Origin of the sequence: Blautia sp. HCP3S3_G3 (genome assembly GCF_052063365.1) — a bacterium.
In the GTDB taxonomy this organism is placed as follows: Bacteria; Bacillota; Clostridia; order Lachnospirales; family Lachnospiraceae; genus Blautia_A.
Genome location: NZ_JBQHXR010000002.1, coordinates 116287 through 139935, shown reverse-complemented (window position 1 = coordinate 139935; position 23649 = coordinate 116287). Strand labels below are relative to the sequence as shown.

The following is a 23649-nucleotide window of genomic DNA, read 5'->3' as shown; positions in this document are numbered from 1 at the left end:
TGTGATATATGTAAAACAGGGGATATCGGTATCGTGTGATTAATGGATGAGGAAATCGATAATGAATTATGAAGTAGATGTTCATAATGATATCCCCTGTATTTACCTTGATTGATCCAGCGCTGTTAGACAGCGCTTTTTTACTGCAGAAAAATATCTGTATTTTTCTGTATATTCAACAGACAGTCTTCCTATTAAATAGAGAACAGAAGCTTGCCATAAGTAGGATATGGAAGAACGCTCTCTGGAAGCAGTGCCTCTGCCTCATCAGCAGATTTTCTGAGTGTTTCCATGTCTGCAAGAACCAAAGACTGATAAGCTTTTGCACTTTCCAGAAGATCTTCACATGCTTCTGCTTTTGCAGTATCTTCTTTCAGTGTTTCCAGACCTGCAGTCATTGCCTCAGAAAGAGCAGTGAGTTTTGTCAGCATAGCTGCTTCTGTAGAAACAGAAATATCCGGAACTACAGATTTTTTCAGTGCAGCAGTCTGTGCAACCTGTTCCATATATGTGGTAACGCTCGGAAGTATATCTTTCTGAATCATTTCAGCCATTGTACTGGATTCAATATGCAGTGTCTTCACATAATTTTCAAGCTTGATCTCATAACGGGAATGCAGCTCATCTTTTGTAAAGATTTTGTGGCCGGTAAGCAGCTCTTCGTTCTTCGGGCTGATGAACATTTCAAGAGCATCCGGAGTGGATTTGAGGTTATAAAGACCACGTTTTTCGGCTTCTTCAATCCATTCGTCTGTATAACCATTGCCATTAAAGATGACACGTTTGTGTGCGATAATGGTTTCTTTCAGCAGATTATGTACTGCCTGATCCATTTCTTCAGCCGGAACACCGGAAAGTTTTTCTGCAAACTGGCTAAGTACTTCTGCAACTGCAGTATTCAGGATAATGTTCGGGTTAGCAACAGAAGCGGAAGAACCAAGCATACGGAATTCAAATTTGTTTCCGGTAAATGCAAATGGTGAAGTACGGTTTCTGTCAGTATTGTCTTTGATAAAGTGCGGAAGTACTTTTGCTCCGATATCCATCTGGACTGCACCGTGTCCTACGAAGAACTCATCGTTTTCGATTGCTTTTAATACTTCAGTAAGTTCATCTCCAAGGAAGATGGAAACAACTGCTGGCGGTGCTTCGTTCGCTCCGAGTCTGTGGTCATTACCTGCGCTGGCAACGGAGATACGAAGGAGATCTGCATAATCATCTACTGCTTTGATAACAGCTACCAGGAATACGAGGAACTGTGTATTTTCTGCAGGTGTTTTGCCGGGATCAAGAAGATTGACTCCTGTATCAGTGCTCATGGACCAGTTGTTGTGTTTACCGCTTCCGTTGATTCCTTCGAATGGTTTTTCATGAAGCAGACAAACCATTCCGTGTTTATCAGCTACTTTCTTCATGATTTCCATGGTCAGCTGGTTGTGGTCAACGGCAACGTTTGTGGTATCGAAGACAGGTGCCAGTTCGTGCTGTGCAGGTGCAACTTCGTTATGTTTGGTTTTTGCCGGAATACCGAGTTTCCAGAGTTCTTCATCAAGGTCATGCATGTAAGCGGCTACTCTTGGTTTCAGTGTTCCGAAGTAATGATCTTCCATTTCCTGTCCTTTTGGAGCAGGTGCACCGATCAGGGTACGTCCGCAGAAGATCAGGTCTTTTCTCTGTTTGTAAAGTTCTTTGTCAACCAGGAAGTATTCCTGTTCCGGTCCTACGGTAGTAGTGATATGTTTTACTTCTGTATTTCCAAGAAGTTTCAGAACTTTTAATGCTTCTACATTAAGAGCATCCATGGAACGAAGAAGAGGTGTTTTTTTATCAAGTGCTTCACCGCTGTAAGAACAGAACGCTGTCGGAATATAAAGTGTGCGGTCCTTGATAAATGCCGGAGAAGTTGGATCCCATGCGGTATATCCTCTTGCCTCGAATGTAGCACGAAGTCCTCCTGACGGGAAACTGGATGCATCCGGTTCGCCCTTTACAAGTTCTTTGCCGGAAAATTCCATGATGATCTGTCCGTCACCTGTAGGAGAAATGAAGCTGTCATGTTTCTCAGCTGTGAAGTTGGTCATCGGCTGGAACCAGTGTGTATAATGGGTAGCACCGTTTTCGATTGCCCATTCTTTCATGGCTACTGCAACGGAATTGGCAACGTCCAGTTCCAGATGTGTTCCATTTTCGATGGTTTTTTTCAGTGCTTTGTACATGTCTTTTGGTAATTTGGTACGCATGATCTTGTCGTTAAAAACAAGACTGCCGTACAGTTCAGGAATATTTTGTGCCATATAGGTACTCTCCTTTCGATTAAGATCCATTAATCTTTTATTTCTTGAATATGTGTAAATAAACAAAAAAAGCGCCTTGGATCTCATCTCCAAAGCGCCTTTGCTTATGTGATGTAGTATACTCAAAAAAATCCGATTGTCAATGACTTTTTTGAAAAAAATAGCAAAAAGATTTTTTGAAAGCCACAAAAAGATTTTTCAAAAACCAGGGGTTGACAAATCGCTTTCTTCCATTATAATTCAGAAAGTGTAATGGCACTTTGATGCGGGAAAGTGAAAAACCTGTATGTTAAAGTCCGAAATTTGTATTTTCAGAAAATACAGAACATGTATTTTCACAAAAAAGAAAATGTAGAGTATGTATTTTCAAAAAATATAAAAGAGAAAATGAATGATGGAGGATGTTCAGATGGCAGGAATTAAAGAGGAATGCGGTGTATTCGGAATTTATGACCTGGATGGCGGTAATGTGGTTCCATCCATATATTATGGCCTGACAGCGCTGCAGCACAGAGGACAGGAATCCTGTGGTATGGCTGTATCAAAGACCAATGGTGAGATCGGAAATGTACAGTTCCATAAAGATCTGGGACTGGTAAGTGAAGTATTCAGGAAAGAAAACCTGGAAAAGCTGGAAGGAGATATCGGTGTAGGACATGTGCGTTATTCCACCACCGGTGCATCTGTCGCAGAAAATGCCCAGCCTCTGGTTTTGTCATATATTAAAGGTACACTGGGACTGGCTCATAATGGAAACCTGATCAATACCGGTGAATTGAAATGGGAACTGATTCAGACAGGAGCCATTTTTCATACAACAACAGACTCGGAAGTTATCGCGTTTCACATTGCAAAGGAACGTGTTCATTCGAAAACAGTAGAAGAGGCAATTCTGAAGACTGCCAAAAAAATCAAAGGCGGTTATGCCCTGGTAGTGATGAGCCCGCGTAAGCTGATCGGTGTGCGCGATCCATATGGACTGAAGCCTCTCTGCATTGGAAAAAGAGGAAATACCTATGTGCTGGCATCGGAAAGCTGTGCACTGACATCTGTAGGTGCGGAATTTGTCCGGGATGTAGAACCCGGTGAGATCGTGACCATCAGTCAGAAGGGAATTTCTTTCGATAGGAGCCTGACAACAGAGAAACATGCACACTGTGTGTTTGAATATATTTATTTTGCAAGACTGGACAGCACTATGGATGGTGTAAAAATCTATGATGCACGTATCCGCGGCGGCAAATCTCTTGCCAAGTCTTATCCGGTGGAAGCGGATCTTGTAACCGGTGTACCGGAGTCCGGAATTCCGGCAGCTAAGGGATTTTCGGAAGAATCCGGAATTCCTTTCGGGTTTGCATTTTACAAAAACAGTTATATTGGAAGAACGTTCATCAAGCCGACACAGAAAGAACGTGAGTCCAGCGTTCACATGAAACTGAGTGTGCTGGAGTCTGTGGTAAAAGGAAAACGGATTGTTCTGGTGGATGATTCCATTGTCCGCGGTACAACAATCAAAAATCTGATTCGTATGCTGAAAGAAGCAGGAGCGGTATCCGTGCATGTAAGAATCTGTTCTCCGCCGTTCCTTCATCCATGTTATTTCGGAACGGACGTGCCCTCCAATGACCAGTTGATTGCCAGCAGCAACAGTACAGAGGAAATCCGGGAACTGATCGGGGCGGATTCTCTTGGTTATATGGAAATTGATTATCTGGAAGGGATGGCCGGAGGACTTCCGCTCTGCAAGGCCTGCTTTGACGGAAATTATCCGATGGAAATTCCGGAGGAGCTGCGTGAAAAGTAAAAAAAGCAGAATTTACATATTTACAAATGAAAAAAAATAAGTTATAGTTATGCTCATATGTAAGCAAACATAGCTTTTTACAAAAGCGAAAGATAAATAAGTGATCATTCAGAACTGACAATGGCGTCAGAAGCGGAGGGGATTTTTACCCAATTTCCGGCTTCTGATGCCTTTTTTGTTTCCGAAAAGGATGATGGAGGAGGAAATCACAAATGGCAGTAAAATACGTATTTGTCACAGGCGGAGTTGTTTCCGGTCTTGGTAAAGGGATTACAGCAGCATCTCTTGGGCGTCTTCTGAAGGCAAGAGGATATCAGGTAACCATGCAGAAGTTTGATCCGTATATTAACATTGACCCAGGTACCATGAATCCGATTCAGCATGGAGAAGTGTTTGTTACGGATGATGGTACAGAAACAGACCTGGATCTGGGACATTATGAGCGTTTTATTGATGAATCTCTTGATAAAAATTCAAATGTGACAACTGGAAAAATATACTGGTCTGTACTTCAGAAGGAGCGCCACGGAGATTTCGGCGGAGGTACTGTGCAGGTGATCCCGCATATTACCAATGAAATCAAGAGCCGTTTTTACCGGGCAAAATCTCCGGATGAAGACAGAATTGCGATTATCGAAGTGGGAGGAACGGTAGGCGATATCGAAAGCCAGCCATTCCTGGAGTCCATTCGTCAGTTTCAGCATGAAGTGGGACATGACAATGCAGTGCTGATCCACGTGACCCTGATTCCGTATCTGAAAGCCTCTGAAGAGATGAAGACGAAGCCGACGCAGGCAAGTGTCAAAGAACTGCAGGGGATGGGAATCCAGCCGGATGTTCTGGTATGTCGAAGCGAACATCCGCTGACCGATGAAATCCGTCAGAAAATTGCACTGTTCTGTAATGTGCCGATTAGCCATGTGCTGCAGAACCTGGATGTAGAGTATTTGTATGAAGCACCTCTTGCTATGGAGCGGGAAAAACTTGCGGATGTGGTTCTTCAGAGCCTGCGTCTGGAAAACAGAAAACCGGATCTGACAGATTGGATCGAAATGGTACAGAATCTTCGCAATCCGGAAGGAACAGCAAGAATTGCAATTGTTGGAAAATATACACAGCTTCATGATGCGTATTTAAGTGTTGTAGAAGCACTGAAGCATGGCGGTATTGCCTGCAAGGCAAAGGTAGAGCTGGATTGGGTGGATTCTGAAGAATTAAACGAGAAGAATCTTGATCAGACTCTTCATAATGCAGACGGGATTCTGGTACCCGGAGGTTTTGGAAACAGAGGAACCGAGGGAATGATTCTTGCCGCACAGTATGCAAGAGTACACAAAATTCCGTATTTGGGTATCTGCCTTGGCATGCAGATGGCGATTGTGGAATATGCCCGTCATGTGCTGGGATATGAAGATGCCAACAGTATTGAACTTGATCCGGAAACAAAACATCCGGTGATCGCGCTGATGCCGGATCAGGAAAGCGTGGAAGATCTTGGAGGAACCTTAAGACTGGGAAGCTATCCGTGTGTACTGGCGGAAAATTCCCGCTCTATTGAACTTTTCGGCAAAAAAGAAATTCAGGAACGCCACAGGCACCGTTATGAAGTCAACAATGCTTTCCGTGCGGAATTAAACGAAAAAGGCATGCGGATAGCAGGTACATCTCCGGACGGACATATTGTGGAAATGATTGAGATTGCCGCCCACCCGTTCTTTATCGGAACACAGGGACATCCGGAATTCAAATCAAGACCAAACCATGCGCATCCTCTGTTTGCCGGATTTGTCCGCGCAGCACTGGAGAATGCAAAAGCCAAAAATCAATAACGGCTGGTCCGTTATTGTTCCCATAATAAACTGACAGAAAGGATGAGGGAAAATGAAAGAAGTGAGAAAGGAAGAACAGGGTCTGTATCGGCCGCAATTTGAGCATGACAACTGTGGTATCGGTGCAGTTGTAAACATCAAAGGGAAAAAGACACATGATACAGTTGCCAATGCCCTGAAGATAGTGGAAAATCTGGAACACCGTGCCGGCAAAGATGCAGAAGGAAAAACAGGTGATGGTGTTGGTATCCTCCTGCAGATTTCCCATAAATTTTTTAAGAAAGCATGCAAAAAAGAAGGCATTGAGATCGGTGGGGAAAGAGAATACGGAATTGCCCAGCTTTTCTTCCCGCAGCATGAGATCAAACGTGCCCAGGCAAAAAAAATGTTTGAGATTATTATCCAGAAAGAGGGGCTGGAGCTTCTCGGGTGGAGAACTGTTCCGGTTATTCCGGATGTGCTCGGACATAAAGCAAGAGAGTGTATGCCATGCATTATGCAGGCATTTATCAAAAAACCGGATGATGTGGAATCAGGACTTTCTTTTGATCGTATGCTTTATATTGCACGCCGTGAGTTTGAACAGAGTAATGACAATACTTACGTTGTTTCCATGAGCAGCCGTACTATTGTATATAAAGGTATGTTCCTGGTAGGACAGCTTCGTACATTCTTTGAGGATCTGCAGAGCCCGGATTATGAATCTGCCATTGCCATGGTACATTCCCGTTTCAGTACCAATACGAATCCAAGCTGGGAGCGCGCGCATCCGAACCGCTTTATGGTACACAATGGTGAAATCAACACAATTCGCGGCAATGCGGATAAAATGCTGGCCCGTGAAGAAAATATGGAATCACCGTACCTGAAAGGACAGCTTCACAAAGTCCTTCCGGTTGTCAACAGATCCGGTTCCGACTCCGCAATGCTTGACAATACTCTGGAATTCCTGGTAATGAGCGGTATGGATCTTCCGCTTGCTGTGATGATCACGATTCCGGAGCCGTGGGCAAACAATGATACGATTTCTCAGGAAAAGAGAGATTTTTATCAGTATTATGCAACCATGATGGAACCGTGGGACGGACCTGCATCCATTCTGTTTTCCGATGGTGATGTGATGGGTGCTGTACTTGACAGAAACGGTCTTCGTCCTTCCAGGTACTATGTAACATCCGACGGTTACGTAATTCTGTCTTCGGAAGTAGGTGTTATGCCGGTTCCGGAAGAAAAAATTGTTCTGAAAGAACGTCTGCATCCGGGAAAAATGCTTCTGGTAGATACCGTTCAGGGCAGAATTATTGATGATAATGAACTGAAAGAAAAATATGCCAAAATGCAGCCTTACGGGGAGTGGCTGAACAGCTATCTGGTACAGCTGAAAGATATTAAGATTCCGAATCAGAGAGTGGAAGAATACGGTGAAGAACAGCGTGCCCGTCTGCAGAAGGCATTTGGATATACGTATGAACAGTATCGTACCTCCATCCGCAACATGGCGCTGAATGGTGCTGAGAGTATTGGGGCGATGGGTGTGGATACACCACTGGCCGTTCTTTCCAAAGAACACCGTCCGTTATTTGATTATTTTAAACAGATTTTCGCACAGGTAACCAATCCGCCGATTGACTGTATCCGTGAGGAAATCGTAACTTCCACCAGTGTTTATGTAGGCAAGGATGGAAACCTTCTTGTTCAGCAGCCGGAAAATTGTCAGGTACTGAAAATCGTTCACCCGATCCTTACCAATACTGATATGCTGAAAATCAAGACCATGAAAAAAGAAGGCTTCAAAGTTGCCGTGGTTTCTACTCTCTATTATAAGAGCACAAAGCTGGAGCGTGCGATTGACCGTCTGTTCGTGGAAGTAGATAAAGCATTCCGTGAAGGTGCCAACATTCTGGTTCTTTCAGACAGAGGAGTGGACGAAAATCATATGCCGATTCCGTCTCTGCTTGCTGTATCTGCTGTACATCAGCATCTGGTAAAAACAAAGAAGAGTACTTCTCTGGCAATTATTCTGGAATCCGGGGAGCCGAGAGAAGTTCATCATTTTGCTACACTTCTGGGCTATGGTGCAAGTGCGATTAATCCATATCTTGCACAGGAAACCATCCGGGAACTGATCGATAATCACATGCTGGATAAAGATTATTATGCAGCAGTGGACGATTATAACAATGCTGTTTTAAGCGGAATTGTCAAAATTGCTTCCAAAATGGGTATTTCTACCCTGCAGTCTTATCAGGGCGCGCAGATTTTTGAGGCGATTGGTATTTCCCAGGATGTGATCGACAAATATTTTACTGGTACAGTCAGCCGTGTAGGTGGTATTACCCTGGAAGATATTGAAGAAAATGTAGAAAAACTTCATTCCGAAGCCTTTGATCCGCTGGGAATGAATACAGATCTGACTCTGGACAGTGTAGGCGCTCACAAAATGAGAAGCCAGGGCGAAGAGCATCGTTATAATCCGCAGACCATCCATCTTCTTCAGCAATCTACAAAATGCGGCGACTACAACATGTTCAAAGAATACACCAAAATGGTGGATATGGAAAGCCATGGCAACTTAAGAGGACTGATGGATTTCAAATATGCGGAAACTCCTCTTCCTATGGATGAAGTAGAAAGTGTGGAGGAAATCGTGAAACGATTTAAGACCGGTGCTATGTCCTATGGTTCCATTTCTCAGGAGGCACACGAGACACTGGCAATCGCTATGAATCATCTTCACGGCAAATCCAATACCGGTGAGGGCGGTGAAAGTGATGAACGTATTGATTCCTCAGGTTCCGATAGTGACCGCTGTTCTGCAATCAAACAGGTTGCCAGCGGACGATTCGGTGTTACCAGCCGTTATCTTGTATCTGCAAGAGAAATCCAGATTAAGATGGCGCAGGGTGCAAAACCGGGTGAGGGCGGACATCTTCCTGCAAAGAAGGTTTATCCGTGGATCGCAAAGACCCGTCATTCCACACCGGGTGTCAGCCTGATCTCTCCGCCGCCTCATCATGATATTTATTCGATCGAGGACCTGGCACAGCTGATCTATGACTTGAAAAATGCCAATAAATATGCAGATATTTCCGTAAAACTGGTATCCGAGGCCGGTGTTGGTACAGTCGCTGCCGGTGTTGCAAAAGCCGGTGCACAGACAATTCTGATCTCCGGTTACGACGGAGGTACCGGTGCGGCACCGAGAAGTTCGATTCATAATGCCGGACTTCCGTGGGAACTGGGACTTGCAGAAACTCATCAGACACTTCTGATGAACGGACTGCGCAACCGTGTACGTATCGAAACAGATGGTAAGCTTATGAGCGGTCGTGATGTGGCAATTGCTGCACTCCTTGGTGCGGAAGAATTCGGATTTGCAACGGCTCCGCTTGTAACGATGGGCTGTGTTATGATGCGTGTCTGCAATCTGGATACCTGTCCGGTGGGTGTTGCTACCCAGAATCCGGAGCTTCGCAAGAGATTCCGCGGCAAACCGGAATATGTGGAAAACTTTATGCGCTTTATCGCCCAGGAATTGAGAGAATATATGTCCCGTCTGGGGGTTCATACCATTGACGAGATGGTTGGACGTACCGATCTTCTTGTTCCGGCAAAGGATGTGGAAGAGCCGCATATCGGCAAATTGGATTTAAGTGCCATTCTGAACAATCCGTATGCAGGAAAAGGGGATAAAGTGACCTTTGATCCGAAGGCGGAATTTAACTTTGAACTGGAAAAAACACTGGATGAAAAGGTGCTCCTGAAGAAATGTGCAAGAGCAATTTCCACAGGAGAGCATACAGAACTGGATGTGACAGTTACCAATACAGACCGTACGTTTGGTACGATTCTTGGCGCGGAGATTACAAGAAAGAATAAAGAAGGGCTTCCGGATGATACGATCGTGATCAACTGTAAAGGTGCCGGCGGACAGAGCTTTGGCGCATTTATTCCGAAGGGTCTGACTCTGAATCTGACCGGTGACAGCAATGATTATTTCGGTAAAGGACTTTCCGGAGGTAAGCTGGTTGTAAAGGTACCGGAAAAAGCCACCTACAAAGCAGAAGAAAATATCATCGTAGGAAACGTGGCTCTTTATGGTGCGACAAGCGGAACCGCATTTATCAATGGTGTTGCAGGCGAGCGTTTTGCAGTCCGTAATTCCGGTGCCAATGCAGTTGTAGAAGGCGTGGGAGAACACGGCTGTGAATATATGACCGGCGGACGTGTCGTTGTTCTTGGAAGAACCGGGAAAAACTTTGCTGCAGGTATGAGCGGCGGTATCGCATATGTACTGGATATCCACAATGAACTTTACAAAAATATCAACAAGGCAATGATCTCTATTGAAAAAGTAGAGAATAAATACGATAAGAAGGAATTGCACGACCTGATTGAAGCCCATGTAAAAGCCACCGGCTCGAAACTTGGTGCAAAGATTCTGGCAGATTTTGACGCATATCTGCCGCACTTTAAGAAGCTGATTCCTGATGAATTCAAGAGAATGATCACCTTAAGTGCTAAACTGGAAGAAAAGGGACTGACAAGCGAACAGGCACAGATGGAAGCATTCTATGAAAGTATCGGTGTGAAACATTAAGGAGGAGAGAATCATGGGAAAACCAACAGGTTTCTTAGATTATAAAAGAGAAACGGCAAAAGTACTGCCGCCGAAAGTCCGGATCACCAATTTCAATGAATTCCGGGTTCCGTTAAATAAAGAAAAACAAAAATTACAGGGAGCACGCTGCATGGCCTGCGGCGTTCCCTTCTGTCAGTCCGGTATGATGCTGGGCGGGATGGCTTCCGGATGTCCGCTTCATAATCTGGTTCCGGAAACCAATGATCTGGTATATACCGGCAACTGGAAACAGGCATATCTTCGTCTCAGCAAGACCCACAGTTTTCCGGAATTTACCTCCAGAGTTTGTCCGGCACTCTGTGAAGCTGCCTGCACCTGCAATCTGGACGGCGAACCGGTAGCTACCAAAGAAAATGAGAGAGCAATTATTGAAACTGCTTTTGAAGAAGGATGGGTACAGCCGCAGAAACCAAATGTGCGTACTGGCAAGAGTATTGCCGTGATCGGAAGCGGTCCTTCCGGACTTGCTGCAGCACAGCAGCTGAACCGCAGAGGCCACAGCGTGACCGTTTATGAGCGCAGCGACAGAATCGGAGGTCTTCTCCGTTACGGAATTCCGAACATGAAGCTGGAAAAATCTGTGATTGACCGCCGAATCCGTCTGATGGAAGAGGAAGGCGTCAGATTTGTAACGAACACCAATGTAGGTGTGGATATCACTTCTGAAGAACTTCTGAAGAAATATGACCGTGTTGTTCTCGCATGCGGTGCATCCAATCCGAGAGATATCAAAGTTCCGGGAAGGGATTCCAAAGGCATTTATTTTGCGGTGGATTTCCTGAAACAGGTAACCAAAACTCTTCTGGACAGTGACTTTACAAAAGTTCCCTGTGAACTTGCAAAAGGTAAAAATGTTCTGGTCATCGGCGGCGGAGATACCGGTAATGACTGTGTGGGAACATCCATCCGTCTTGGAGCAAAATCTGTGACACAGCTGGAAATGATGCCGATGCCTCCGGTGGAAAGACTGGAAAGCAATCCATGGCCGCAGTGGCCGAGAGTTCTGAAAACCGATTACGGTCAGGAAGAAGCAATTGCCGTTTTCGGCAGTGATCCGCGTGTATATCAGACAACAGTCACAGAGTTTATTCCGGATAAAAAAGGCAATGTGTGCAAGGCAAAAATTGTAAAACTGCAAAGCCAGAAAGATGAGAAAACAGGAAGAATGATGATGGTTCCTGTGGAAGGAAGCGAAGAAATCATTCCTGCAGATTTAGTACTGATTGCAGCCGGTTTTCTTGGAAGTGAAAAATATGTGACAGATGCCTTCCATGTAGCAGTAAACGGACGAACTAATGTGGAGACAAAACAGGACTGTTATGAGACATCCGTTCCGCGTGTGTTTACAGCAGGTGATATGCACAGAGGCCAGTCCCTGGTCGTATGGGCGATCCGTGAAGGCCGTGAAGCTGCCAAAGCAGTGGATGAATCGCTGATGGGTTATACGAACCTTTGAGTTTTCGGTTTCGGGATAACAGAGAATCATTTTAACAGTCAATTTTAGCACTTTAAAAAGTGAAAAAGATGGTTGACAAAGAAGAGTGCGGTTGATATAATACCTGCATGAACAAGGGCGTTCTTTTGGATGAGATAACATGCCAAAAGTGCGCTCTTTTTTATTTCATATATTTATAGATGATAAGAAATGTGTGAGAATGGATTTCCGGAATGTGTTTTGAAATTTTCGGTATACTTTTAATGGATGATTAAGGAGAGATTGCGATGGGGAATTATACCAGAGAGGAAGTATTGCAGATTGCTGAGGACGAGGATGTAGAGTTTGTACGTCTTCAGTTTACAGATATGTTCGGCACTATGAAGAATATTGCCGTGACCGTCCGGGAACTTCCCAGGGCTCTTAATAATGAATTTACGGTGGATGCAAGCTTTATTGCAGGTGTTGCGGAAGACAGGGAACCAGATCTTTATCTTTGCCCGGATCCGGCTACATTTACGATTCTGCCATGGAGACCGCAGCAGGGAAAAGTTGCCCGAATGATGTGTGATCTCTATAAGGCGGATGGAACTGCCTATATGAGCAGCCCGAGATATATTCTGAAAAAAATAACAGATCTTGCGAAGGCGGAAGGGTATACCTGTTATATAGATACAGAGTGTGAATTTTTCCTGTTTCATGCGGATGATAACGGTATGCCTACTACAATCACGCATGAGAAAGCCGGATATCTTGATATGAGTCCCATGGATCTGGGAGAAAATGCCAGACGTGATATTGTGCTGAATCTGGAGGATATGGGAATTGAAGTTCAGTCTTCTCATCATGAGACAGCACCTGCGCAGCATGAGATTGATTTCAAAAACGGGGAAGTCGATGAAATGGCTGACCGTGTGATGACATTTAAGATGACAGTGCGTACCATTGCCAAACGTCATGGACTGCATGCAACGTTTATGCCGAAGCCGAGGGCAGAGGTGAATGGCTCCGGTATGCATATCAGTTTTTCTTTGTTTAAAAATGGAAGAAATATTTTTGAAAATCCGGAGAATCCGAAAGAACTCAGTCAGGAAGCGTATTATTTTATCGGCGGACTTCTTGCACACAGCCGGGAAATGGCACTGGTCACCAATCCTCTGGTGAATTCTTATAAGCGCCTTGTTCCGGGGTATGAAGCTCCCACAGAACTGACCTGGACAAAGAATAATCAGAATTCCCTTGTGCGGGTGCCGATTGCAAGAAAGGGAGATACAAGAATTGAGATGAGAAGTCCGGATGCGGCATCCAATCCATATCTGGTATTTGCTCTCTGTCTTGCTGCAGGACTGGATGGAATCAACAAAAAGATCGAACCTGCGGAAGCTTCCAATTGTTCGGATTCCGATTATGAAGTTCCTGTAGCGGAAGTGGAAAATCTTCCGGGAAATTTAAAGGAGGCCATTGATCTTTTTGAACAGAGTTCCTGGATGGAAGAAATCCTTGGAAAGAAATTCTGTGAGAAATATGCGGCTTCCAAGAAAAAAGAGTGGCTGAAATATACAAGACAGGTAACTGAGTGGGAAATTGAAAATTATCTATATCGAATTTAAAGTGGGCGTTTGAGTACTTCGTTTCACTGATTTATTCGGTTGGGGCGAAAGAGGAGTGGCATTGTATGAGCGTCAGTATCGTGGTTGCGTTACCGAAAATCGAAGATGCGAAAAAAATACGCACGATCCTTGTCAGACATGGCTTTACAGTGACAGCGGTGTGCAGCAGCGGTTCCCATGCTCTGGCAAGTATTTCGGAACTGGGATATGGAATACTGATATGCGGATATCATCTCTCAGATATGTATTATTATGATCTGAAAGAGGATCTGCCGGCAGGATTTGAAATGATTCTGCTGGCATCCGCAAGAGTGGTCAGTGAGGCACCGGTGTCTGTATTGACCGTTCAGATGCCCATGAAATCCAGTGATCTGCTCAATACTGTGAATATGGTAGACGGGCAGCTGGAACGCCGGATCAGAAAAGACAAGAAAAAGCCTAAGCTTCGCACATGGAAAGAACAGAACTATATTTCCAATGCAAAGATGATGCTGATGCAGCGTAATCGACTCAGTGAGGAGGAAGCTTACCGCTATATACAGAAATGCAGCATGGACTCCGGAACCAATATGGTGGAAACGGCACAGATGCTGCTGATGTTGTTTTATGATGAATTATGATACAAATGGAGGATGAGGAAATGGAATTTTTGGATGGAAGATGGGAAAAAGAAGTTACCGACTGGGATACTCTGCTTGGAGATTCTGTCCTGAATGAGACCGCTGTTGTAGAAGGAGCCATTCACAGTATCCGGAATATGGGGGATGTGGCCTTTGTGATTTTAAGAAGGCGTGAGGGATTGTTTCAGACAGTGTTTGAAAATGAAAAAGTGGGGATGTCCATTCATGATCTCAAAGAGGCCATGACTGTCCGTGCAACAGGAATTGTCAAAGCGGAGGAACGGGCACCGCACGGAAGAGAACTGAGAATCGTCAGCATGAAAATTCTCTCTTCTCCTGCAGAACCGCTTCCGATGGCAATTGATAAATGGAAGCTGAACACTTCTCTGGAGGCAAAACTGAATCTTCGTCCAATCGCTCTCCGCAATATTAAGGAGAGATCTAAATTCAAAATACAGGAAGCACTGGTAAGAGCATTCCGTGATTATCTTTATGATCACGGTTTTACAGAAATCCATACTCCAAAGATCGGCGCCAGAGGCGCAGAGGGCGGTGCGAACCTGTTCAAATTAAGCTATTTCCACAAACCTGCAGTTCTTGCCCAGAGTCCGCAGTTCTATAAACAGATGATGGTTGGCGTATTTGACCGTGTATTTGAGACAGGTCCTGTATTCCGTGCAGAAAAGCACAATACCAAACGTCATCTGAATGAATATACCAGCCTGGACTTTGAGATGGGTTATATTGACAGTTTTGAAGAGATTATGGCTATGGAAACCGGATTCCTTCAGTATGCCATGGAACTTTTGAGAAAAGATTACGCAAAAGAACTGGAAATCCTGAAAGTACAGCTTCCGGATGCATCAAGAATTCCTGCTGTACGTTTTGATGTGGCAAAAGAATTGGTATCTCAGAAATATAACAGAAAAATCCGCAACCCGTTTGACCTGGAGCCGGAAGAAGAAGCACTGATCGGTCAGTATTTTAAGGAAGAATATGATGCAGATTTTGTATTTGTGACACATTATCCTTCCAAGAAACGTCCGTTTTACGCAATGGATGATCCGGCAGATGACAGGTTTACCCTGAGTTTTGACCTGTTGTTCCATGGACTGGAGATTACCACAGGCGGTCAGCGTATTCACGATTATCAGGCATTGAAAGAAAAGATTGCAGCACGCGGTATGGAAGAGGAAGGAATGGAACAGTATTTGGATACCTTCAAACATGGAATGCCGCCTCACGGAGGACTTGGAATCGGTCTGGAACGTCTGACGATGCAGCTTCTCGGAGAGGAAAATGTCAGAGAAGCCTGTCTTTTCCCGCGTGATCTGAACAGACTGGAACCGTAAGCAGAGAAAGAAGGATATGATAAATGGCAAAAATAATTGATGATGAAACGATGGAAAATGTCTGCATCCTTGCCAAGCTTTCCCTGAGTGAAGAAGAAAAGGAAAAGGCAAAAGCAGATATGCAGAAAATGCTGGATTATGTAGAAAAATTGGATGAACTGGATACGGAAAATGTTGAGCCTCTTTCTCATATTTTCGGAGATACCAATGTATTCCGGGAAGATGTGGTGACCAATGGCGATGATAAGGAAGCAATGCTTGCCAATGCGCCGAAAGCCAAAGAATGGCAGTATCAGGTTCCAAAAACCATAGGATAGGAGAAATGAGACAATGGATCTGGAGAAACTTACCGCGTTACAGCTTGCGGAAAAAATAAAACAACATCAGATCAGTGTCCTGGATGGCGTGAAACATGTCTTTGAGCAGATTGAGAAGAAAGAGCCGAAAATCCATGCATATCTGGACACTTATAAAAAAGAAGCATATGCAAGAGCAAAACAGGTACAGAAAGGAATCGAGGACGGGACTTATACGGGTCCTCTTGCCGGTGTACCGATTGCCATCAAAGATAATATCTGTATCAAAGGGAAAACCACAACCTGTGCGTCAAAAATTCTGGAAAATTTTGTACCTCAGTATAATGCAGAAGTAATCGACCGTCTGGAACGTGCAGGACTGGTCATCATCGGAAAGACAAACATGGATGAATTTGCCATGGGAAGTACCACGGAAACCTCTGCATACGGTGTTACCCGTAATCCATGGGATACGGAACATGTTCCGGGCGGTTCTTCCGGCGGTTCCTGTGCGGCAGTTGCTGCAGGAGAAACATATCTTGCACTGGGTTCTGATACAGGCGGCTCCATCCGTCAGCCCAGCTCGTTCTGCGGCGTGACCGGAATCAAGCCTACTTACGGAACCGTATCCCGTTATGGCCTTGTGGCTTATGCATCTTCCCTGGATCAGATCGGACCTGTGGGAAAAGATGTGGCAGATTGTGCAGCGCTTCTGGAGATTATTGCAGGTCATGATACAAAAGACAGTACTTCCATTGAACGGCAGGATCTGAATTTCACAAAAGACATGGAAGGAAAACTGATGGGGATGAAATTCGGCGTTCCGAAGGAATACCTTGCGGAAGGACTGAATCCGGAAGTCAAGGCTGCTTTTATGGATGCCCTGAAAATTCTCTCCCAGCAGGGTGCGATTGTGGAATTTTTCTCTATGAAAACAACGGAATACATGATTCCGGCTTACTATATTATTGCCAGTGCAGAGGCAAGCTCCAATCTGGAACGTTTTGATGGTGTCAAATATGGATATCGTGCAAAAGAATATGAAGGTCTTCATGATATGTACAAGAAGACAAGAACCGAAGGCTTCGGAGAAGAAGTGAAGCGCCGTATCATGCTTGGATCCTTTGTACTGAGCTCCGGTTATTACGATGCTTATTATCTGAAAGCTTTGAAGACAAAAGCACTGATCAAACAGGAATTTGACCGTGCGTTTGAAAAATATGATGTTCTTCTGGCACCCGCTGCGCCGTATACGGCACCGAAGCTCGGGGAGAGTCTGAAAGATCCTCTTGCCATGTATCTTGGAGATATTTATACGGTTGCGGTAAACCTGTGCGGTCTTCCCGGAATTACTGTTCCATGCGGGATGGACAGTGCAGGACTTCCGGTCGGTATCCAGATGATCGGAGACTGCTTTATGGAAAAGAAAATTCTGCGTGCGGCAAAGGAATATGAAACCTGCCGCGGTACATTCCCGACAGCAGAGGAAGGAGGCAGAAAAGCATGAAACAGTATGAGACAATTATCGGTCTGGAAGTTCATGTAGAGCTTGCCACCAAAACCAAAATTTTCTGCGGATGTTCCACAGAATTCGGAGGGGCACCGAATACCCATACCTGCCCTGTATGTACAGGAATGCCGGGTTCCCTTCCTGTATTGAATAAAAAAGTGGTGGAGTTTGCCCTGAAAGCAGGAATTGCTGCAAACTGCCAGATCAATCAGTATTGTAAGTTTGACAGAAAGAATTATTTTTATCCGGACAATCCTCAGAACTATCAGATTTCCCAGCTTTATCTGCCAATCTGTCATGACGGATGGGTAGAAATCGAGACCTCCGCCGGAAAGAAAAAAGTCCGTATTCATGAGATGCATATGGAAGAAGATGCCGGAAAACTGATCCATGATGAGTGGGAGGACTGTTCTCTGGTGGATTATAACCGAAGCGGAGTTCCTCTGATCGAAATTGTATCCGAGCCGGATATGAGAAGCTCGGAGGAGGTCATTGCCTATCTTGAGAAACTGCGCTGTATGATGCAGTATCTGGGTGTTTCCGACTGTAAGCTGCAGGAAGGTTCCATGCGTGCGGACGTAAACCTTTCTGTCCGTGAAGCTGGTACAGAGAAATTCGGAACAAGAACAGAAATGAAAAACCTGAACTCTTTTAAGGCGATTGCAAGAGCCATTGAGGGAGAACGGGAGCGTCAGATCGAGCTTCTGGAAATGGGCAGACCGGTTATTCAGGAGACACGTCGATGGGACGATAACAAGGAATCTTCCCACGCCATGCGTTCCAAAGAGGATGCCAAGGATTACCGCTATTTCCCGGATCCGGATCTTCCGCCGATCCATATTTCCGATGCATGGATTCAGGAACTGAGAGAAGCTCAGCCGGAACTTCGTGAAGAAAAACAGCAGCGTTATCAGGAAGAGTACGGTCTTCCTGCATATGATGCCGGAATTCTGACAGAGTCCAGAACCCTCTCTGTTCTTTTTGAAAAAACGGCAGAACTCTGCGGAAATGCAAAAAAAGCAGCCAACTGGTTTATGGTGGAAGTTCTCCGTCTGATGAAAGAAAAATCCATGGATCCGGAGGAGGTAAGCTTTGCACCGAAGCATCTGGCAGATCTGATCCTTATGGTGGAGAAAAAAGAAGTCAGCGCACAGAATGCCAAGAAGGTATTTGAAATCGTATTTGATGAGGATGTGGATCCGGTTTCCTATATTGAAGAGCACGGGCTGAAAATCGTGGAAGATACAGGCCTTCTCAATGAGATACTGAACAAAATTCTGGAGGAAAACCCGGGACCGCTTGCAGAGCTTCTGGGAGGCAAAGAAAAAGTATTTGGTTTCTTTGTAGGAAAGATGATGAAAGAACTGAAGGGCAAAGCGAGCCCGGATGCGGTCAGAGAAGCACTGAATAAAGAGATTGAAAAACGCAGATAAGAGATTGCGATTCAATCATATGAAAGAGAGTAAAAGATGCAGATAAAATCATAGTCTGCAGAAAATGAATGATCAGGAGATTATAAAAATGGTTACAGTAAATAAAAATTATCTGAAATTACAGGGAAGTTATCTTTTTTCAACAATCGCAAAAAAGGTAGCGGCCTATCAGGAAGCGAATCCGGAGACAAAAATTATCCGTCTTGGCATCGGGGATGTGACACAGCCGCTGGCTCCTGCAATTATCACGTCCCTTCATAATGCAGTAGATGAGATGGCTCATGCAGAGACTTTTCGCGGATATGCCCCGGATCTTGGATATGAATTTCTCCGGAATGCCATTGCGAAAAATGATTATCAGGATCGTGGATGCCAGATCGATGCGGATGAGATTTTTGTTTCCGATGGTGCCAAAAGTGATTCCGGAAATATTCAGGAAATTTTCGGACTGGATAATAAGGTGGCAGTATGCGATCCTGTTTATCCGGTTTATGTAGATACCAATGTGATGGCCGGACGTACCGGAGAATACAATCCTGTCCGTGGAAATTTTGATGATGTGATCTATATGCCGTGTACCGAAGAAAACGGATTTCTTCCGGAACTGCCGGAGGAAATTCCGGATCTGATTTATCTTTGTTTCCCGAACAATCCGAGCGGTGCGGCTATTACAAAAGAGGGACTTCAGGAATGGGTAGATTATGCTAACAAAACAGGCGCAGTAATCATTTATGATGCGGCTTATGAAGCATATATCCGTGAAGAAAATGTTCCTCATACGATTTATGAGTGTGAAGGTGCCAGAACCTGCGCAATCGAGCTTCGCAGCTTTTCCAAGAATGCCGGATTTACCGGTGTAAGACTTGGATTTACCGTAGTTCCGAAGGAACTGGAAAGAGATGGCGTGAAGCTTCACAGCCTGTGGGCAAGACGCCATGGAACGAAGTTTAACGGTGCGCCTTATATTGTTCAGAAGGCAGGTGAAGCCGTTTATTCACCGGAAGGCAAGGCACAGTTAAAGGAGCAGATCAATTATTACATGCGCAATGCACAGGTCATTTATGAGGGACTGAAAAATGCCGGATATTCTGTTTCCGGCGGTGTGAATGCTCCTTATATCTGGCTGAAAACTCCAGATCAGATGACCTCCTGGGAATTCTTTGATTATCTTCTGGAGAAGGCACATGTGGTAGGTACTCCAGGTTCCGGTTTCGGTGCCCATGGAGAAGGCTTCTTCCGCCTGACAGCGTTCGGTACTTATGAGAATACAAAAGAGGCAATCGAGCGTATAGCCAAAATGTAAAATACAGACAAAAAACATAGAATAAGAACAGAGAATGCTGCAGGATGCTATTGCCTGCGGCATTTTTTATATTACAGGAAAGTGCTCCGCATTTTCCTGTAATATAAAAAAATATGAGAGACTGGATTTTGCCGGGAGTTCGTTATATAATAACAATTATTGCAGCAATACCTGCTGCGGCGAAATAGCCGCTTTGGAAGCAGGTACAAATAAGAAAATACGTTGAGGAGAAAACGATGCTTTCATTTGAGTGTGATTATTCCGAAGGCGCACATGAGAAGATTCTGAAACGCCTTCTTGAAACAAATATGGAACAGCTTCCGGGATATGGAAGCGATGCGTACTGCGAAAGTGCAAAAGAAAAAATTCGAAAAGCCTGCGGATGTCCGGAGGCAGAAATCTTTTTTCTGACAGGAGGAACCCAGACGAACCAGATCGTGATCGATGCCATGCTTCGTTCGTATGAAGGCGTGGTGGCTGCCGAGACCGGTCATGTGAGTGTTCATGAGGCAGGCGCGATTGAAGCCTGTGGTCATAAAGTCCTGACACTTCCGCAGCATCAGGGAAAAATAGACAGTACAGAGCTTGCAGCTCTTCTTGAGAACTTCTGGAAAGATGGAAACCATGAACATATGGTATTTCCGGGAATGGTTTATATTTCTCATCCTACCGAATACGGTACGCTGTACACAGCAGAGGAATTAAAGGCCATTTCTGATATCTGCAGGGAGTACCGGATTCCTCTGTATATGGACGGCGCACGTCTGGGATATGGCCTTATGAGTCTGCATACCGATGTGCCCCTTCCGATGGTGGCAGAATACTGTGATGTTTTTTATATCGGCGGTACAAAAGTGGGTGCACTCTGCGGAGAAGCGGTAGTATTTACAAAACATAATATGCCTGCTCATTTCCTGACAATCGTGAAGCAGCATGGTGCGCTCATGGCTAAAGGCCGTGTACTCGGTGTGCAGTTTGATACCCTGTTTACAGATGAGCTTTATTTTGAGATCAGCAAACATGCCATTGAACTGGCAGAATATATGAAAGAAGGATTTCGGAAAAAGGGTCTGGAATTTTTCATTGATTCTCCCACGAATCAGCAGTTCCTGATACTTGAGAATTCCCTGATGGAGGAACTTCAGAAGAAAGTGGCATTCAGTTTCTGGGAAACACTGGATGATTCCCATACAGTAGTGCGTTTTGCCACCAGCTGGGCGACACAGAAAGAAAACATTGACAGACTTTTGGAATTGCTTTGATACCGGTATATCATAAAGAAAATAACGGATATATTTGTCTGGAATATAAAAGAATTGAGGATAATGGAGACATGTACGAAAAGACCGCTGAGAATTTACTGAATTATTTGAAAATGAGTCCCACAGCTTTTCAGGCTGTGAATGTGATGAGGGAACGTTTCCTGAAGGAAGGATTTACAGAACTGAAAGAACAGGAACGATGGAAGCTTCAGAAAGGCGGCAGATATTTTGTCACCAGAAACAGCTCTGCTCTGATTGCATTTTCCATTCCGGAAACGGATGTATGGAAATTTCATATCACCGCCAGTCACAGTGACTCCCCTACCTTCAAAATCAAGGAAAACCCGGAAATGAAGGTGCAGGATGCCTATGTCAGACTGAATGTGGAAGGATACGGCGGGATGATCATGTCCTCCTGGTTTGACCGTCCGCTTTCTGTGGCAGGCCGTCTTGTTGTGAGAGAGAACGGAGAACTTGTGGAAAAGCTGGTAAATGTGGACAGAGATTTTGTTATGATTCCAAGTCTTGCGATCCACATGAATCGGGAAGTCAATAACGGTTATCAATTGAATCCCCAGAAAGATCTGCTTCCGCTGTTCGGATGCGGAGATACGGAAGGAAAATTCTGGACGATTATCGCAGAGAGTGCAGGAGTTCGGGAAGAAGACATTCTCGGCCATGATCTGTTTCTTTATAACCGCTGTGCAGGAAGTATCTGGGGAGCTGACAGGGAGTTCCTTTCTGCGGGACGTCTGGATGATCTCCAGTGTGCATTTGCATCGATGGAAGGATTTTTAAATGGCAAAAAAGAATCCGCCATTGCTGTTCATTGTGTTCTGGATAATGAAGAAGTGGGAAGCGGAACGAAACAGGGAGCAGCAGCCACATTTCTTCGTGATACACTTCTCCGCATGAATACAGGTCTGAGAAGAAGCTATGAAGAGTATCTGATGACGCTTGCCTGCAGCTTTATGATCTCTGCAGATAATGCGCAGGCGATGCATCCCAATTATACAGAAAAAGCAGATCCTGTGAACCGTCCGGTACTGAATCAGGGACCGGTAATCAAATTCAGCGCGAACCAGAAATACTGTACAGATGCGGTGTCCTGTGCATATTTCAAAAATCTCTGCCAGAAGGCGGGTGTGCCGTATCAGACTTATGTGAATCGTTCCGATATTCCGGGAGGGTCCACACTTGGAAATATTTCCACAAGTCAGGTCGCGGTCAATATGGTTGATATTGGCCTTCCGCAGCTGTCTATGCATTCTTCTTATGAAACTGCCGGTGTGAAGGATACCTGGTTTTTGAGCAGAGTTCTGGAAGAATTTTATGCATAAAGGTATGAAAATTGTTCTGGAGCAATTTTCAAACACGTTTTATGGAAATATGAAAGATACAGGAAAGAAAGAGTAAATCAGTCAGGAGAACTACATGAAGAAAAAAGCAGTTTTTTTTGATGCAGACGGTACTGTCTGTGATATTGAAAAGGGAGTGCCGCAAAGTGCCAGAGAATCCATTGCCAGCCTTATCGAAAATGGCCATGAGGCATGGCTCTGTACCGGCAGAAGTCGGGCATTTGTGCCATGGTATCTGGAAGAAATTCCTTTCACCGGAATGATCAGTGCCTGCGGTGCAACCATTGAGAAGAACGGGGAACGTCTTTTTAACCGGGAAATGACACCGGAAGTAGCGAAGCTTTCTGTGGGGGTGCTTCGGAAATACGGTCTGATTCCGGTTATGGAAGGCGCCGATTTTATGTATTATGACAAGGATGAATATAACAATAACATCAACTGGTACTGTGATCTGATCACAGAAGCACTGGGTGATAAATGGCGTCCCATACGCGGATATGAGAATGACATGCGTATCAATAAGATCAGTGCAAAGATGGTAGAAGGATGCAATGCGGAAAAAGCATGTGAGGAATTGTCTGCCTATTATGATGTGATTCGCCATGAAAATGGTTCTTTTGCAGGTACGACGATCGAAATGGTGCCGAAAGGAATGAATAAAGCAGTTGGTATTGCCGCTGTATGCAGACTTTTTGATATTCCATGGGAAGATACCGTAGTCTTTGGAGACAGCAATAACGATCTTTCCATGTTTGAATACGCGGCAACGAAAGTGGCGATGGGCAATGGCTCTCCGAAAATCCGTGAACTGGCGGATTATGTGACCACCGATATGTTCCATTACGGAATCAAAAACGGACTTACAAAATTAGGGCTGATCTGACTGACAGAAAGAGAGAGG

General features: G+C 44.7%; 15 protein-coding genes. 14 read left to right on the top strand and 1 reads right to left on the bottom strand.

The features are described from left to right. Positions 1-194: 194 nt before the first annotated feature. Entirely contained in the window at positions 195-2294 is a 2100-nt protein-coding gene (locus ACTNEW_RS04355; RefSeq protein WP_441058367.1) for a glutamine synthetase III family protein, read from the bottom strand. Positions 2295-2703: 409 nt separating this feature from the next. Here ACTNEW_RS04355 and purF point away from each other — a divergent pair, with 409 nt between their 5' ends. The 14 genes from purF to ACTNEW_RS04285 all read left to right on the top strand — a co-directional run bounded on the left by purF (position 2704) and on the right by ACTNEW_RS04285 (position 23631). Further along, the gene (gene purF / locus ACTNEW_RS04350) at positions 2704-4098 is read left to right on the top strand and encodes an amidophosphoribosyltransferase (RefSeq protein WP_441058365.1); all 1395 of its coding nucleotides are present in this window, start codon (positions 2704-2706) and stop codon (positions 4096-4098) included. Between the two features lie 212 nt (positions 4099-4310). Next, the gene (locus ACTNEW_RS04345; RefSeq protein WP_441058363.1) at positions 4311-5927 is read left to right on the top strand and encodes a CTP synthase; all 1617 of its coding nucleotides are present in this window, start codon (positions 4311-4313) and stop codon (positions 5925-5927) included. Between the two features lie 52 nt (positions 5928-5979). After that, complete coding sequence (gene gltB, locus ACTNEW_RS04340) at positions 5980-10527, top strand: glutamate synthase large subunit (RefSeq protein ID WP_441058361.1); 4548 nt, start codon at positions 5980-5982, stop codon at positions 10525-10527. Positions 10528-10540: 13 nt separating this feature from the next. Then, complete coding sequence (locus tag ACTNEW_RS04335; protein WP_441058359.1) at positions 10541-12025, top strand: glutamate synthase subunit beta; 1485 nt, start codon at positions 10541-10543, stop codon at positions 12023-12025. A 266-nt stretch (positions 12026-12291) separates the two neighbouring features. Then, a complete protein-coding gene (locus ACTNEW_RS04330) occupies positions 12292-13614 on the top strand; it encodes a glutamine synthetase family protein (RefSeq protein ID WP_441058357.1) in 1323 nt (440 codons plus the stop codon). Positions 13615-13679: 65 nt separating this feature from the next. After that, positions 13680-14234, top strand: a complete 555-nt coding sequence (locus ACTNEW_RS04325) for an ANTAR domain-containing response regulator (RefSeq protein WP_441058355.1) — start codon at positions 13680-13682, stop codon at positions 14232-14234. A 20-nt stretch (positions 14235-14254) separates the two neighbouring features. Beyond that, positions 14255-15586, top strand: coding sequence for an aspartate--tRNA(Asn) ligase (aspS, locus tag ACTNEW_RS04320; protein ID WP_441058353.1), 1332 nt, complete (start codon positions 14255-14257; stop codon positions 15584-15586). 23 nt (positions 15587-15609) lie between these two features. Next, the gene (gene gatC, locus ACTNEW_RS04315; protein WP_441058351.1) at positions 15610-15903 is read left to right on the top strand and encodes an Asp-tRNA(Asn)/Glu-tRNA(Gln) amidotransferase subunit GatC; all 294 of its coding nucleotides are present in this window, start codon (positions 15610-15612) and stop codon (positions 15901-15903) included. A 13-nt stretch (positions 15904-15916) separates the two neighbouring features. Then, positions 15917-17389 carry an Asp-tRNA(Asn)/Glu-tRNA(Gln) amidotransferase subunit GatA gene (gatA, locus tag ACTNEW_RS04310; protein WP_441058349.1) on the top strand — a complete coding sequence of 491 codons (1473 nt, stop codon included), beginning with the start codon at positions 15917-15919 and terminating at the stop codon, positions 17387-17389. Further along, positions 17386-18825 carry an Asp-tRNA(Asn)/Glu-tRNA(Gln) amidotransferase subunit GatB gene (gatB, locus tag ACTNEW_RS04305; RefSeq protein WP_441058347.1) on the top strand — a complete coding sequence of 480 codons (1440 nt, stop codon included), beginning with the start codon at positions 17386-17388 and terminating at the stop codon, positions 18823-18825. Before gatA ends, gatB begins: the two co-directional genes overlap by 4 nt. Before the next feature lie 88 nt (positions 18826-18913). Next, on the top strand, positions 18914-20128 hold the full coding sequence (locus ACTNEW_RS04300) for an LL-diaminopimelate aminotransferase (protein ID WP_441058345.1): 1215 nt from the start codon (positions 18914-18916) through the stop codon (positions 20126-20128). A 236-nt stretch (positions 20129-20364) separates the two neighbouring features. Beyond that, positions 20365-21390: a threonine aldolase family protein gene (locus tag ACTNEW_RS04295; RefSeq protein ID WP_441058343.1), complete on the top strand. Its 1026-nt coding sequence runs from the start codon at positions 20365-20367 to the stop codon at positions 21388-21390. 71 nt (positions 21391-21461) lie between these two features. Next, positions 21462-22730 carry a M18 family aminopeptidase gene (locus ACTNEW_RS04290; RefSeq protein WP_441058341.1) on the top strand — a complete coding sequence of 423 codons (1269 nt, stop codon included), beginning with the start codon at positions 21462-21464 and terminating at the stop codon, positions 22728-22730. A gap of 94 nt (positions 22731-22824) precedes the next feature. Continuing rightward, entirely contained in the window at positions 22825-23631 is an 807-nt protein-coding gene (locus ACTNEW_RS04285) for an HAD-IIB family hydrolase (protein ID WP_441058339.1), read from the top strand. Positions 23632-23649 lie beyond the last annotated feature (18 nt).